General features: G+C 64.8%; 17 protein-coding genes. All 17 read left to right on the forward strand.

Annotated elements, in window-relative coordinates; translation table 11 throughout:
• Positions 1-22: 22 nt before the first annotated feature.
• The 17 genes from ACZ1I5_RS04555 to nuoI all read left to right on the forward strand — a co-directional run bounded on the left by ACZ1I5_RS04555 (position 23) and on the right by nuoI (position 14,512).
• Positions 23-1,036 (forward strand): L,D-transpeptidase family protein, encoded by a 1,014-nt coding sequence (locus tag ACZ1I5_RS04555; protein ID WP_465173891.1) that lies wholly within the window; start codon positions 23-25, stop codon positions 1,034-1,036.
• A gap of 4 nt (positions 1,037-1,040) precedes the next feature.
• Entirely contained in the window at positions 1,041-1,673 is a 633-nt protein-coding gene (locus tag ACZ1I5_RS04560) for a M23 family metallopeptidase (RefSeq protein WP_465172554.1), read from the forward strand.
• 37 nt (positions 1,674-1,710) lie between these two features.
• Positions 1,711-2,274 (forward strand): elongation factor P, encoded by a 564-nt coding sequence (gene efp / locus ACZ1I5_RS04565; protein ID WP_332716856.1) that lies wholly within the window; start codon positions 1,711-1,713, stop codon positions 2,272-2,274.
• Positions 2,275-2,481: 207 nt separating this feature from the next.
• Entirely contained in the window at positions 2,482-3,294 is an 813-nt protein-coding gene (locus ACZ1I5_RS04570) for an inositol monophosphatase family protein (RefSeq protein ID WP_465172555.1), read from the forward strand.
• 246 nt (positions 3,295-3,540) lie between these two features.
• Positions 3,541-3,915, forward strand: coding sequence for an NADH-quinone oxidoreductase subunit A (gene ndhC / locus ACZ1I5_RS04575; protein ID WP_272625746.1), 375 nt, complete (start codon positions 3,541-3,543; stop codon positions 3,913-3,915).
• Positions 3,906-4,451: a NuoB/complex I 20 kDa subunit family protein gene (locus ACZ1I5_RS04580; protein ID WP_372852514.1), complete on the forward strand. Its 546-nt coding sequence runs from the start codon at positions 3,906-3,908 to the stop codon at positions 4,449-4,451. Before ndhC ends, ACZ1I5_RS04580 begins: the two co-directional genes overlap by 10 nt.
• Positions 4,448-5,284, forward strand: a complete 837-nt coding sequence (locus ACZ1I5_RS04585) for an NADH-quinone oxidoreductase subunit C (protein ID WP_465172556.1) — start codon at positions 4,448-4,450, stop codon at positions 5,282-5,284. The genes ACZ1I5_RS04580 and ACZ1I5_RS04585 overlap by 4 nt, the downstream gene beginning before the upstream one ends.
• A 144-nt stretch (positions 5,285-5,428) precedes the next feature.
• The gene (locus ACZ1I5_RS04590) at positions 5,429-6,664 is read left to right on the forward strand and encodes an NADH-quinone oxidoreductase subunit D (RefSeq protein ID WP_465172557.1); all 1,236 of its coding nucleotides are present in this window, start codon (positions 5,429-5,431) and stop codon (positions 6,662-6,664) included.
• On the forward strand, positions 6,661-7,200 hold the full coding sequence (locus ACZ1I5_RS04595) for a hypothetical protein (RefSeq protein WP_465172558.1): 540 nt from the start codon (positions 6,661-6,663) through the stop codon (positions 7,198-7,200). The genes ACZ1I5_RS04590 and ACZ1I5_RS04595 overlap by 4 nt, the downstream gene beginning before the upstream one ends.
• Position 7,201: 1 nt before the next feature.
• Positions 7,202-7,870 (forward strand): complex I 24 kDa subunit family protein, encoded by a 669-nt coding sequence (locus ACZ1I5_RS04600; protein ID WP_465172559.1) that lies wholly within the window; start codon positions 7,202-7,204, stop codon positions 7,868-7,870.
• Entirely contained in the window at positions 7,867-8,034 is a 168-nt protein-coding gene (locus ACZ1I5_RS04605; protein WP_465172560.1) for a hypothetical protein, read from the forward strand. The genes ACZ1I5_RS04600 and ACZ1I5_RS04605 overlap by 4 nt, the downstream gene beginning before the upstream one ends.
• Positions 8,035-9,336: an NADH-quinone oxidoreductase subunit NuoF gene (gene nuoF, locus ACZ1I5_RS04610; RefSeq protein WP_465172561.1), complete on the forward strand. Its 1,302-nt coding sequence runs from the start codon at positions 8,035-8,037 to the stop codon at positions 9,334-9,336.
• Positions 9,333-9,953 carry a hypothetical protein gene (locus ACZ1I5_RS04615; protein ID WP_465172562.1) on the forward strand — a complete coding sequence of 207 codons (621 nt, stop codon included), beginning with the start codon at positions 9,333-9,335 and terminating at the stop codon, positions 9,951-9,953. Before nuoF ends, ACZ1I5_RS04615 begins: the two co-directional genes overlap by 4 nt.
• A gap of 84 nt (positions 9,954-10,037) precedes the next feature.
• A complete protein-coding gene (locus tag ACZ1I5_RS04620; RefSeq protein WP_465172563.1) occupies positions 10,038-10,700 on the forward strand; it encodes a hypothetical protein in 663 nt (220 codons plus the stop codon).
• 14 nt (positions 10,701-10,714) lie between these two features.
• Entirely contained in the window at positions 10,715-12,715 is a 2,001-nt protein-coding gene (gene nuoG, locus ACZ1I5_RS04625; RefSeq protein WP_465172564.1) for an NADH-quinone oxidoreductase subunit NuoG, read from the forward strand.
• 136 nt (positions 12,716-12,851) lie between these two features.
• Entirely contained in the window at positions 12,852-14,030 is a 1,179-nt protein-coding gene (gene nuoH / locus ACZ1I5_RS04630) for an NADH-quinone oxidoreductase subunit NuoH (protein WP_465172565.1), read from the forward strand.
• On the forward strand, positions 14,027-14,512 hold the full coding sequence (nuoI, locus tag ACZ1I5_RS04635) for an NADH-quinone oxidoreductase subunit NuoI (RefSeq protein WP_372852491.1): 486 nt from the start codon (positions 14,027-14,029) through the stop codon (positions 14,510-14,512). The genes nuoH and nuoI overlap by 4 nt, the downstream gene beginning before the upstream one ends.
• The last annotated feature ends 6 nt before the right edge of the window (positions 14,513-14,518 follow it).

Consider the following 14,518-nt stretch of genomic DNA (forward strand, 5'->3'; position numbering starts at 1 on the left):
GGCAATGTAGGGACCTGAAATGATGAGAAAAATAACGATTGGCGCGGCTTGTCTCGCTTTTGTCTCTTTTTGTCCCGTTAGTGTCTCCGCGCAGGGAACAAAGCTTAAGGAAGTGCAAGCGATCGACCGGTCGATTCTGCATGTTCAAGTGATTCTCGATCATCTCGGATTTTCGCCCGGCATGCTCGATGGCAAGCCGGGCAAGTCGCTTACCGCCGCGCTGAAGGGGTTTCAGGAAAGCCGGGGCCTCGAGATCACCGGGGATATGGACAAGGCGACGCTGTGGGCGCTTCATCCCTATCGCGCCTGGCGGCCGACGCGAACCCTGGCGCTGACGCCGGAGACGCTGGCCGGTCCCTATACCAATCCGCTGCCCAAGGATCCGCAGGAACAGGCGAAGCTCCCGACGCTCGGCTATCGCGCGCCGATCGAGAAGCTGGCGGAGATGTTCCATACCACGCCCGAGGTGCTGATCGCGCTCAACGACCCGCAGACCCGGCTCGCACCGGGATCGATGATGACCTTCCCCAATGCGCTGCCGCTGTCGCGCGCCTATGATGCGAAACTGCCGGCCGACTGGCGCAAGACGCTCAACGACCTTAACGTGTCGGCGAGCCAGCCCGAGGGCGCGAAAGTGGTGGTCGACAAGTCGGACGAGGTGCTGCGCGTGCTGGACAAGGACGGCAAGCTCGTCGCCCAGTTCCAGGCGACGATGGGCAGCACGCACGATCCGCTGCCGATCGGCACCTGGAAGATCCAGGGCGCGTCCTATAACCCGCCATTCCATTATAATCCGGACCTGTTCTGGGATGCGAAGGACAGCGCGAAGGCCGCCAGATTGCCGCCGGGGCCCAACGGGCCGGTCGGCGTGATCTGGCTCGATCTGTCCAAGCCGCATTACGGTATCCACGGCACTCCCGAACCGAGCACGGTCGGCCGCGCCGAAAGCCATGGCTGCATCCGCCTCAGCAACTGGGACGCGGCGCGGCTATCGTTGATGGTGAAGCCCGGCACGCCGGCGATCTTCCAGGAGTGAGGCGATGAAAAAGCTCGGTTGCGGCCTGTTGACGGTGATAGGCGGGATCGCCGGCATCTTTGTCGCCCTCGTGCTGTTCGGTCAGGCCCTGCCCGATGCGAAAACGCAGCCCAAGGTCGCGGTGGCAACCACGGTGGCAAATGCGGCGAGCACGCCCGCAACGGCACCGGCGGTGGCCCTGGCCGACCTGGGAGGACCGCTCGCCATTCCCGTCGCGGGCGTGGCGCGAAGCACGATCGCCGACAGCTGGGAGGATCCGCGCGACGGCGGCACCCGCCAGCATCACGGCACCGACATCATGGCGCCCGGCGGCACGCTGGTGACCGCGGCCGCGCCGGGCACGATCGAGAAGCTGTTCCAGAGCGTGGCGGGCGGGACGACCCTCTATGTTCGCTCGCCCGACCGGCTGTGGGTCTATTATTACGCCCATCTCTCCGGCTACGCGCCGGGAATCCATGAGGGGCAGGTCGTAAAGACAGGCGATCCGCTGGGCTATGTCGGTGATACGGGTAATGCCGGGGCGGGCAATTATCACCTGCACTTCGGGCTCAGCCGCGCGACGCCGGAGCAGCATTGGTATCAGGCGCAGGACATCAATCCCTACCCGTACCTTGCCGGAAAGCCGTCATCCCGTTAAAGGCCCCGCCTTCGCTCTTTCCATCACAGGCATCCCCATGAAGATCAACGCGGTCGAGATTCGTCCCGGCAACATCCTCGAATATGAAGGCGGCATCTGGCGCGCGGTGAAAATCCAACACACCCAGCCGGGTAAGGGCGGTGCCTATATGCAGGTCGAGATGAAGAACCTGATCGATGGGCGGAAGAACAATGTCCGCTTCCGTTCGGCCGAATCGCTCGAGAAGGTCCGGCTGGAAACCACCGATTTCCAGTTCCTGTTTCGCGAGGGCGACCAGCTGACCTTCATGGACAAGATCAATTACGAGCAGATCACGCTGCCCGCCGACCTGCTCGGCGACGCCGCCGCGTTCCTGCAGGATGGCATGGACGTGGTGATGGAGCTCTGGGAGGAGCGCCCGATCTCGGTGCAGCTCCCCGACACGATCGAGGCGCTGATCGTCGAGGCCGATGCTGTGGTGAAGGGCCAGACCGCGTCTTCCAGCTACAAGCCCGCCATCCTCGAGAACGGCGTGCGCGTGATGGTGCCGCCGCATATCGGCGCCGGCACGCGGATCGTGGTCGATGTCTACGAGCAGACCTATGTAAGGCGCGCGGACTAAAGTTCCCCTCCCGCTGGCGGGAGGGGCTAGGGGAGGGCCTGTCCAGGGCCTCATGTCCTCCACCGATTGTTGACAGGCCCTCCCCCAGTGTACGTTCGCCGCTGGGTCGATCATGCCCCCGGCATGATCGAGAAATGCCTGGGAGGCATTTCGGACCCAGCGACGAACGTACACTCCTCCCGCAAGCGGGAGGGGAGGAGAATTGCATTGGTATCCCATTCAGGCCTCATCACCGTCATGGATCGCGCCGCGCGCAAGGCCGCGCCGCGAATTCGTCGGGACTTCAACGAGGTCCAGCACCTGCAGGTAAGCCGCAAGGGCCCGGCCGACTTCGTCACCATGGCGGATCAGCGCGCCGAGCAGACGATCTTCGAGGAACTGTCCAAGGCGCGCCCCGACTGGGGGTTCCTGATGGAGGAGCGCGGCGAAATCGCCGGCGACCCCAACAAGCCGCGCTGGATCGTCGACCCGATCGACGGCACCACCAACTTCCTCCACGGCATTCCCCATTTCGCGATCTCGATCGCGGTCGAGGAACCGCTGGCCAACGGCAAGCGCGAGATCACCACCGGCCTGATCTACAACCCGATCACGGACGACAGCTTCTGGGCCGAAAAGGGCCGGGGCGCCTGGATGCAGGAACAGCGGCTGCGCGTGTCGGCGCGCCGCGACCTGCCCGACGCGCTGATCGCGACCGGCATTCCGTTCCTCGGCCATGGCGATTTCGCCCAGTGGAGCCGCATCTTCGGGGCGATCGCGCCGGAAGTGGCGGGCATCCGCCGGATCGGCGCGGCCGCGCTCGATCTCGCCTGGGTCGCGGCGGGCCGTTTCGACGGGTTCTGGGAATCGGGCCTGAAGCCCTGGGACGTCGCCGCCGGCATCCTGCTGGTGCGCGAGGCGGGCGGCTTCGTCACCGATTTCCGCGGCGGCGACCGGATGATGGAACGCGGCGAATTCCTGGCCGCGAACGACGCGCTGCAATCCAAGCTGCACAAGCTGCTGGCGAACGCTTTGCGCTAATCATTCCTCCCCGGAACGGGGAGGGGGACCGCCCGCTTCTTCAGCGGGTGGTGGAGGGGCTTGAAGCGCGGAACATCTGTCCCGCGCTCCAAGCCCCTCCACCACTTCGTGGTCCCCCTCCCCGAGCAAGCTCGGGGAGGAACGGAAGGCTTGGTTTTTGCGAGTGATTCTCACTCCTCGCGGCCTTGCCCAATAGGGGTCATCGTCCTAAAGCCGCGCCAATCATTCGCACCTGCGAGAAGCCCATTGGTCGACCTGTCGCAATATCTGCCGATCCTGCTGTTCCTTGGCGTCGCGATCGTGCTGTCCAGCGCGTTCGTGTTCCTGCCGATCATCGCCGCGCGCTTCACCGGCGCGCACAAGCCGACGCCTGAAAAGCTGACCGAATATGAATGCGGCTTCCCCGCCTTCGAGGATTCGCGCAGCCAGTTCGACGTGCGTTTCTATCTCGTCGCCATCCTGTTCATCATCTTCGATCTCGAAGCCGCGTTTCTCTATCCCTGGGCGGTCAGCGTCTTCTCGCTGGGCTGGACGGCATGGTTCGCGATGATGGGCTTCATTGCCGAACTCGCGCTCGGCCTCGTCTATGCATGGAAGAAGGGAGCGCTCGAGTGGGAGTAGAACTCACACCAGCCGCCTCCGGTGGCGCGATCATCCCGCCCGACCAGACGTTCTTCAACGATCTGAACGGCGAGCTGACCGACAAGGGTTTCCTCGTTACCTCGACCGAGGATCTGTTCCACTGGGCTCGTACCGGCTCCTTGTGGTGGATGACCTTCGGCCTCGCCTGCTGCGCGGTCGAGATGATCCATGTGAACATGCCGCGCTACGATCTGGAGCGTTTCGGCGCCGCGCCGCGCGCGTCTCCGCGCCAGTCGGACGTGATGATCGTCGCCGGCACGCTCTGCAACAAGATGGCCCCGGCGCTGCGCCGCGTCTACGACCAGATGTCCGAGCCGAAATACGTCATCTCGATGGGCTCCTGCGCCAATGGCGGCGGCTATTATCATTATAGCTACAGCGTCGTGCGCGGCTGCGACCGGATCGTGCCGGTCGATATCTACGTCCCGGGCTGCCCGCCGACCGCGGAAGCGCTGCTGTACGGCATCATGCAGCTGCAGCGGAAGATCCGCCGCATCGGAACGATCGAACGGTGAGGGCGCCGGCGCCGGCCTACACGGCCAATGACGGGGTGATCGATCGCGCGGGCGAGCTGATCGGCGCGAATCTGGTGTCGTCGCTCGATGCGGTGGGCGAAGTCGCGCTGACGGTCGACCGCGAGACGCTGGTCGAGACGATGATCGCGCTGCGCGACACGCCCGGCCTCGAATATCAGCAGCTGATGGAAATCGCCGGCGTCGACTATCCGGAGCGGCCCGACCGGTTCGAAGTGGTCTATTGCCTGCTCTCGCTGACCCGCAACCACCGCATTCGCGTGCATGTGCAGACCGACGAGGAAAAGCCGGTGCCGTCGGTTACGGGCATCTGGCCGGTCGCCGGCTGGCTCGAGCGTGAAGTGTACGACATGTACGGCGTGCTCTTCTCGGGCAATGCCGATCTGCGCCGCATCCTGACCGATTACGGTTTCCGCGGCCATCCGCAGCGCAAGGATTTCCCGCTGACCGGCTATGTCGAGCTGCGCTATTCCGAGGAAGCGAAGCGGGTGGTCTATGAGCCCGTCCAGCTCGCCCAGGATTTCCGCAGCTTTGATTTCATGAGCCCGTGGGAAGGCGCCGAATATATCCTGCCCGGCGACGAGAAGGCGAAGCTGCCCGAAGCCAAGGGCGCGCCGACGCCGCTCAAGGCCGACGAGATCCAGAAGGCGGATGCGGCCAAGACCGCCGCCGCTGCGCCGCCGGCGACGCCGAAGGTCACCGAGAGCACGGCGCAGACCGGTGCCGGCAAGGCCTCGCCCGACGCGGAACCCAAGCCCGCCGATCCGGATGTGGTGAAGAAGCCGCGCGCGCCGCGCAAGCCGAAGGCGTCGTGATGATCGCGCTATTCCTGCTCCCCGGCGAAGGCCGGGGCCCAGTTGGGGGACTCCCTTTGGCTGGTCCTGCGCTTCATTACCTCAACCTTCCCAACTGGACCCCGGCCTCCGCCGGGGCGCAGCGTGTCGATTTGGAGGCGCGTCATGGCTGATCATCTCGAAGCGATCGAGGGCAGGACCGACGCCGCCGACCCCGAAGTCGGCGATATCGCGATCCAGAACTACACGATCAATTTCGGCCCGCAGCATCCGGCCGCGCACGGCGTGCTGCGCCTGGTGATGGAGCTCGACGGCGAGATCGTCGAGCGCGTCGATCCGCATGTCGGCCTGCTTCACCGCGGCACCGAAAAGCTGATCGAGCACAAGACCTATATCCAGGCTCTGCCCTATTTCGACCGGCTCGATTACTGCTCGCCCTTGTGCATGGAGCACAGCTTCGTGCTCGCGATCGAGAAACTGCTCGATCTCGAAGTGCCGATCCGCGCGCAATATCTCCGCGTGTTCTTCGCCGAGCTGACGCGCATCTCGAACCACATGCTCAACCTCGGCAGCCATGTCATGGACGTCGGCGCGATGACGCCGAACCTGTGGCTGTTCGAGATCCGCGAGGATTGCCTCAACTTCTTCGAGCGCGTCTCCGGCGCCCGCATGCATTCGGCCTATTTCCGGCCGGGCGGGGTACACCAGGATACGCCGCTCAAGCTGCTGACCGACATTGCCGACTGGCTCGACGGCCGCCTGCCGCGCCTGTTCGAGGATGCGATCAGCCTTGTCGCCGACAACCGCATCTTCAAGCAGCGCAACGTCGACATCGCGACGGTGAGCCGCGACGATGCGATCAAATGGGGTTTCTCCGGCCCGATGATCCGCGGCTCGGGCATTCCGTGGGATCTGCGCAAGTCGCAGCCCTATGACGTGTACGCGAAGATGGATTTCGACGTGCCGGTCGGCACCCGCGGCGATTGCTACGACCGCTTCATGGTGCGCGTGGAGGAGGTCCGCCAGTCAGTGCGGATCATGAAGCAGTGCCTGAACGAGATGCCGGAAGGGCCGATCGCCAGCCTCGACCGCAAGGTCGTGCCGCCCAAGCGCGCCGAGATGAAGCGCTCGATGGAAGCGCTGATCCACCACTTCAAGCTCTATACCGAGGGCTTCCACGTGCCGGCGGGCGACGTGTACGTCGCGACCGAGAGCCCGAAGGGCGAGTTCGGCGTCTATCTCGTCGCCGACGGCAGCAACAAGCCGTATCGCTGCAAGATCCGCCCGACCGCCTTCTCGCATCTCCAGGCGATGGACTTCATGGCCAGGGGCCACATGCTCGCCGACACCACCGCCATTCTCGGCGCGATGGATATCGTGTTCGGGGAGTGCGACCGGTGAGGTTCGCTTTTCTCTTGGCCGTGGCGCTGATGGCAGGTTGCGGCATCGCGCAAGCTCAAGATCTGACAAAAAAAGATACCGTCATGCAAGGCGGCCCGCTTGACCAGCTCGTGCTTGGCCCTCTCGTGACGGCCAAGGGGCAGCCGGGTTTCGGACTTAAACCGTCCCCGCCTAATGCTGCGCCGGTCCCACAACCGATGTTGGCCATCGTCACCGGGCTGCTTCACGCTTACGAACTCGGTAAAAAAGGCTCATACCGACCCTATCTGGCCGCTGACGCGACCGGTACATGGTGCGAAGGCCCAATGACCGAAAACTGTCGTGACGCGGTGCCTTTCGACGGCTTCACCTTTGGTGAGCATTGTGTCGCCAACACCCCGTTTTACGAAGGTGGTTCGGACGTACGCCTCGAGTGGATCTATAAGGGGCAGCTCTACTACATCTCGTTCGTGAAGTTCAGCGGCGGCAAGATCCGCAGCGTCGTGACCACTCGCGCGAGCGTCCCCGCCATCTTCAATCCGGACGCCAAGGGCTAGCATGGCTGAAGCACCCAAAATCCCCGACGAAGCCGAGACTCGCGCACGCTGGGGTTCGTTCATCTGGACGGCAGAGAACCGCAAGAAGGCGACCGAGATTCTCGGCCGCTATCCCAAGGGGCGCGAGCAATCCGCGTCGCTGCCCTTGCTCGATCTCGCCCAGCGCCAGGTCGGCGCGGAGACGCATACCCAGGGCTGGCTGCCGGTCCCGGTGATCGAATATGTCGCCCGCGAGATCGGCGTGCCCTACATGCGCGTCTATGAGGTCGCGACCTTCTACACCATGTTCAACATGGCGCCGGTCGGCCGCTATCACGTCCAGGTCTGCGGCACGACGCCGTGCATGCTCGGCGGATCGGACGATGTGCTCGCCGCCTGCAAGAATCGTGGCCTGGTCAAGGGCGCGACCACGCCCGACGGCCTGTTCACCTTGACCGAGGTCGAGTGCCTCGGCGCCTGCGCCAATGCGCCGATGGTGCAGATCAACGACGACAATTACGAAGACCTGGATTACGATCGCACGACCGCGATCCTCGATGCGCTGGCCGAGGGCAGGACGCCCACGCCGGGCTCGCAGACCGGGCGCCGCGACAGCTGCCCGGCGGGCGGCCCGACCAGCCTCAAGGAAATGGTCGACCAGAATCACGATTACCGGGGGGAATGGGCATGAAGGGTACGAATCCCATCGTCGCGATCCTCGCGATCATCGGCGGCCTGGTCGTGCTCGGTTTCGTGCTGAAGGTGACCTTCAAGCTGCTCGGCCTGCTGATCCTGATCGGCATCGGCCTCGTCATTTACTTCGCGGTGCAGAGCGCGACGGGGAAGGGCCGCTAGATGCTCGCCGACAAGGACCGTATCTTCACCAACGTCTACGGGTTCCAGCCGTGGAATCTCGAAGGCGCGCTCAAGCGTGGCGATTGGGATGACACCAAGGGCCTGATGGCGCGCGGGCAGGATGCCCTGATCGACGCGGTCAAGGCATCGGGCCTGCGCGGCCGTGGCGGCGCGGGTTTCCCGACCGGCACCAAATGGTCGTTCATGCCGAAGGAGCCCAAGCCCGAGCGGCCGAACTTCCTCGTCATCAATGCCGACGAATCCGAGCCCGGTTCCTGCAAGGACCGCGAGATCATGCGCCACGATCCGCACAAGCTGATCGAAGGCGCGCTGATCGCCGGCTTCGCGATGCGCGCCCGCGCCGCGTACATCTATATCCGCGGCGAATATATCCGCGAGGCGGAGGTGCTCTTCGCCGCGGTCGCCGAAGCCTATGACAAGGGCCTGATCGGCAAGAACGCCTCGGGGTCGGGTTATGATTTCGACGTGTTCGTCCATCGCGGTGCGGGCGCCTATATCTGCGGCGAAGAGACCGCGATGCTCGAGAGCCTCGAGGGCAAGAAGGGCCAGCCGCGCCTCAAGCCGCCGTTCCCGGCGGGTGCGGGCCTCTATGGCTGCCCGACCACGGTCAACAATGTCGAATCGATCGCGGTCGTCCCGACGATCCTGCGGCGCGGTGCCGAATGGTTCGCCGGCATCGGCGCGGAGAACAACCGCGGCACCAAGCTGTTCCAGATCTCGGGCCATGTGAACAAGCCCTGCGTGGTCGAGGAAGCGATGAGCATTCCTTTCCGCCAGCTGATCGAGGAACATTGCGGCGGCATTCGCGGCGGGTGGGACAATCTGCTCGCGGTCATCCCCGGCGGCTCCTCGGTGCCGTTGGTCCCGGCGGCGCAGATCATGGACTGCCCGATGGATTTCGACGGGCTGAAGGCGCTCGGCTCGGGCCTTGGCACCGCGGCGATCATCGTCATGGACAAGTCGACCGATATCGTCCGCGCGATCAGCCGCATCTCCTATTTCTACAAGCATGAGAGCTGCGGCCAGTGCACGCCATGCCGCGAGGGCACCGGCTGGATGTGGCGCGTGATGGAGCGGCTGCGCACCGGCGATGCCGATATCAGCGAGATCGATACGCTGCAGCAGGTCACCAAGCAGATCGAAGGCCACACTATCTGTGCGCTCGGCGACGCGGCGGCCTGGCCGATCCAGGGTCTGATCAAGCATTTCCGGCCCGAGCTGGAGCGCCGCATCAAGGAACGCGGCGGCGATCTCGCCCCGATGATGGAAGCGGCGGAATGAAGCTGCTGTCGATCGCGCACGTGACGGCCTGTCTCGCGATGACGATCGCCTGGCAGCCGCTTCTCGCCCAGTCCCAGCCGGCGCCGAGACTGGCGTATTCGGCCGTTCGCGTGATCGGTTTTTGCGTGGCGGATCGCAGTTCCCCGGCCGCACGGCGGGTCATCGATCTGGATTTTGGCACCGAGACCTATCGTATGGCCCTGGCGACGCTGGTGCAGCCGTCAGACAGCTGCATGCCGCAGGGGCATGTCGTTTATAATCCGGTCCAGCTGGGCGGCGGGATCGCGGAATATTTCCTGGCGTCCCATCTGTCGCGCGGTTCGCTGGAGCGTGAACTGGCGCGAGGTTCCATGGACCGGGAACTGGCGTCCACGGATGCGACTCAACGTCTTGGCGCGTGCATCATCCACAGGTCGCCCGGGAAAGTGGTCGCCTGGCTGAAGTCCGTGCCGGACAGTGCCGAAGAGCCGCGCGCCTTGCGCGCCATCACGCCCGATGCGAGTACCTGTGTCGCGGCGGTGCATAGCGCGCGTCCAAGCGCCGCCGGGCTCCGCGCAATCCTGGCGCTGACCAGCTACCATATCGCGACGCGGCCCGGCGCCGCGGTGAGGAGCTAGCGCCATGGGCACGATTGAGCTCGTGGGAAGCGGGATGCTGCGCGGCTATCCCATGTCGTTGTCGTCTATCGGGGGGAAGGCGGAATGAGAATAATGGTCATTGCTGCCGCTATCGCCGCACTGCCATTGGCAGCGGCGGGCGCCGCCGCCGGGGAGCGCAAGGCCGATCCGCGCGAATTCCGCGCCACGGCCGAATGCGTGATGGCGGAAGCGCCCGATCAGGTGCGCCAGCTGCTCGGCAGCTTGCCCGGCTCTTCCGACGAGCAGCGTGCGGCGAAGCGGCTTGCTTCGGTCTACAGCTCGTGCAGCGGCGACTCGTTCGGTCTTTCACTCAGCAACGGGACGCAGGGTCTCTATAACGGCCGCGCCGATATGGCGGCTGCCGCGACGTCGTTGGCGCTGAAAGGTGGCCGCCGGGCGCTGCGTCCGGGCGAAGTGAAGACATGGTATCTCGGTTCTATTGCGGGACGGTCGCCGGGCAATGGTTATGACGCGGTCGCGCTCGGCATGCAGGAATTCGGCACCTGCGTGGTCAACGCGGCGCCGGAAGCCTCGACCGATCTCGTTCAGTCGGCGGCCGGCAGCGATGCCGAACGCCGCGCGCTCGATGCGATCAAGCCGGTGCTCGGCGGTTGCGTCGTGACAGGCAAGCCGATCAGCATGAAGCGCGATCAGCTCCGCCTGATGATCGCCGAACCCCTTTATCACGCCATTGTCGACGGCCCTTCGGCCGGCCGGCGCAGCTAGCAAGTACGAAACGCATGCCAAAGCTCAAAGTCGACGGAATCGAGATCGAGGTGCCGCAGGGCGCCACCGTGCTGCAGGCGTGCGAGCTTGCCGGCAAGGAAATCCCGCGCTTCTGCTATCACGAGCGCCTGTCGATCGCCGGCAATTGCCGCATGTGCCTGGTCGAGGTTAAGCCGGGCCCGCCCAAGCCCCAGGCCTCGTGCGCGCTGCCGGCCGCCGAAAACCAGGAAGTCTTCACCAACACCCCAATGGTGAAGAATGCGCGCGAAGGCGTGATGGAATTCCTGCTGATCAACCACCCGCTCGATTGCCCGATCTGCGATCAGGGCGGCGAGTGCGACCTGCAGGACCAGAGCCTGGCCTATGGCCGCGGCCATTCCCGCTATGACGAGAACAAGCGGGCGGTCACCGAGAAATATATGGGTCCGATCGTGAAGACGGTGATGACGCGGTGCATCCAGTGCACCCGCTGCATCCGCTTCGCCGAGGAAGTCGCCGGCGTCGAGGAAATCGGCGCGATCGGCCGCGGCGAGGACATGCAGATCACCTCCTACCTCGAGGGTGCGGTGACGAGCGAGTTGTCGGGCAATGTCGTCGATCTCTGCCCGGTCGGCGCGCTGACCTCCAAGCCCTATGCCTTCGAGGCGCGGCCCTGGGAGCTCAAGAAGACGCTGACGATCGACGTGATGGACGCGGTCGGCACCAATATCCGCCTCGACAGCCGCGGCCGCCAGGTGCTGCGCGCGCTCCCCGTGATCAACGAGGACGTCAATGAGGAATGGGCCAGCGACAAGACCCGCCACGCGGTCGACGGGCTGGTCCGCCGCCGGCTCGATCGTCCGTTCGTGCGCAAGCAGGGCAAGCTGACCGAGGCAAGCTGGGACGAGGCCTTCGCCGCCATTGCCGCAGTGAACGCCGGCTCCAGCGTCGCCGCGATCCATGGCGATCTGGTCGATTGCGAGACGCTCTACGCCGCCAAGGCGCTGCTCGGCGCGATGGGCTCGACCCTGCTCGAAGGCCGTCAGACCGGCATGGCGTATGACGCGTCGTCGCTGTCCGCGGTCAATTTCAACACCACCATCGCCGGCACCGAAGACGCCGACGCGATCCTGCTGGTCGGCACCAATCTGCGCTGGGAAGCGCCGCTGGTGAACACCCGAATCCGCAAGGCGATCAAGAAGGGCGCGAAGGTCTTCGCGATCGGCGAAGAGACCGACCTGACCTACAAGGTCGAATGGCTCGGCAACGACCTGTCTCTGCTCGGCAAGCTGCCCGATGGCCCGGCCGAGGCGTTCAGGAATGCCCAGCGCCCGATGGTCATTGTCGGCGGCGGCGCGCTCAAGGGCGGTCACGGTGCCGCGCTCAAGCTGGCCTCGTCGCTGAACCTGGTGCGCGATGGGTGGAACGGCTTCAACGTGCTGCACATGGCGGCGTCACGCATGGGCGGGCTGATGCTCGGCCTCGCGCAAAAGGGCGGCATCGCCGATATCGTCGCGGCCAGGCCCAAGCTCACCTTCTTCCTCGGGGCCGACGAGGCCGATTTCTCGGCCTTTGCCGACAGCTTCAAGGTCTATATCGGCCATCACGGCGACAAGGGCGCGGCGGCTGCCGATGTCGTGCTGCCGGGCGCGAGCTATGCCGAGAAGTCGGGCACCTGGGTCAATCTCGAAGGCCGCGTCCAGCGCGGCGAACGCGCCGTCTTCCCGCCGGGCGACGCCCGCGAGGACTGGACCATCCTGCGCGCGCTTTCCGCGGTGTTGGGCAAGACCCTGCCGTTCGACACGCTCGAGGAACTGCGCGCGGCGATGGGCGTCGACACGCCCGATCTCGCCACGCTTGGCCTGCGCCGCTTCGCCTGGAACGCCCCGGCGCTCGATGCGAAGAGCGAAGGCCCGGTCGGCTATCCGATCAAGGATTTCTACCTGACCAACGCCATCTGCCGCGCGTCCCCGACGATGCAGCGCTGCTCGGCCGAGCTGATCCACGGTGAAGAGTTCGCGGAGGCGGCGGAGTGATGCATGTGGGAGTTCATTTCCGAAGCGCTGTTCCTGTCGCTGCCACCGAAGGTGCAGCTCGGATGTCTGGCGGTGGTTGTCGTGCTTATCGGCTGTGCCGTGCTCGTAGCGTATCTGTGAAGGGAGGGCTGAACTGATGACCGCTCTCTTCGTCTCCTGGGGCATGCAGTTCGAATGGGCGTGGTTCCTCGCCACGATCATCGGCATCCTCGTCATCGCCCTGCCGCTGATGCTGGCGGTTGCCATGATCATCTATGCCGATCGCAAGATCTGGGCGGCGATGGCGCTGCGCCGCGGCCCGAACGTGGTCGGCCCGTTCGGCCTGTTGCAGAGTTTTGCCGATGGCCTGAAGGTCTTCCTGCAGGAAACCATCATCCCGACCAGCGCGAACAAGGGCCTGTTCCTGCTCGCGCCGATCATCACCTTCACCGTCGCGCTGATCGTCTGGGCGGTCATCCCGTTCCAGGCGGGCGTGGTGCTGGCGGACATCAATGTCGGCCTGCTCTATGTGCTCGCGGCCTCGTCGCTCGGCGTCTACGGCATCATCCTGGCGGGCTGGTCGTCCAACTCGAAATACCCCTTCTACTCGGCGATCCGCGCCGCGGCGCAGATGGTGTCGTACGAAGTCGCGATCGGCTTCGTGCTGATCTCGGTGGTGATGTGGGCGGGCAGCTTCAACCTGTCGGACATCGTCGTTGCCCAGAAGGGGCTCTACGGCTTCGTCAACGGCTTCTACGCCAATCCGCTGCTGTTCCCGATGGCGATCGTGTTCTTCATCTCGTCGCTCGCCGAGACTCAGCGCGCGCCGTTCGATCTGACCGAGGCGGAGAGCGAGCTCGTCGCCGGCTATCAGACCGAATATAGCTCGATGAGCTTCGCGCTGTTCTGGCTCGGCGAATATGCCAACGTCATCCTGATGTGCGCGCTCAACGCGACGCTGTTCTGGGGCGGCTGGCTGCCCCCGGTCGACTGGGCGCCGCTCTATTACGTCCCGGGCATCATCTGGCTGTTCGCCAAGATGCTGTTCTTCTTCTTCGTGTTCAGCTGGGTGAAGGCCACCGTCCCGCGCTACCGCTACGATCAGCTGATGCGGCTGGGCTGGAAGATCTTCCTCCCGTTGTCGCTGTTCTGGGTGTTCCTGGTGTCGGGCTTCCTGATGCTGACGCGGGTCGGCACCGAGTGCGATCCGTCACAGCGCGTGTATCTCAAGCAATATGCGACGGCTGAGGGGCTCTATCAGGCGCAGCGTCCTCAATATCCTACCGACGGCGCGTGTCGCAGCCAGCTCGTCGTCCAGCCGGAGAAACGCCCGTGAACGTCGGCCAGATCATCAAGTCCTACACCTTGTGGGAATTCGTGAAGGCGCACGCGCTCACCCTGAAGTATTTCTTCAAGGCGAAGGCGACGATCAACTATCCGTTCGAGAAGAACCCGATCTCCCCGCGCTTCCGCGGCGAGCATGCGCTGCGCCGCTATCCGAACGGCGAGGAACGCTGCATCGCGTGCAAGCTGTGCGAGGCGGTGTGCCCGGCCCAGGCGATCACGATCGAGGCCGAGCCGCGCGAGGACGGCAGCCGCCGCACCACGCGCTACGACATCGACATGACCAAGTGCATCTATTGCGGCCTGTGCCAGGAAGCCTGCCCGGTCGATGCCGTGGTCGAAGGGCCGAATTTCGAATTCGCCACCGAAACCCGCGAGGAGCTGATCTACGACAAGGCGAAGCTGCTCGATAATGGCGATCGCTGGGAACGCGCGATCGCCGCGAACCTTGCCGCCGATGCACCGTACCGTTAAGCGCCA

The sequence above is a fragment of the Sphingomonas sp. BL-S-30 genome (genome assembly GCF_055521475.1).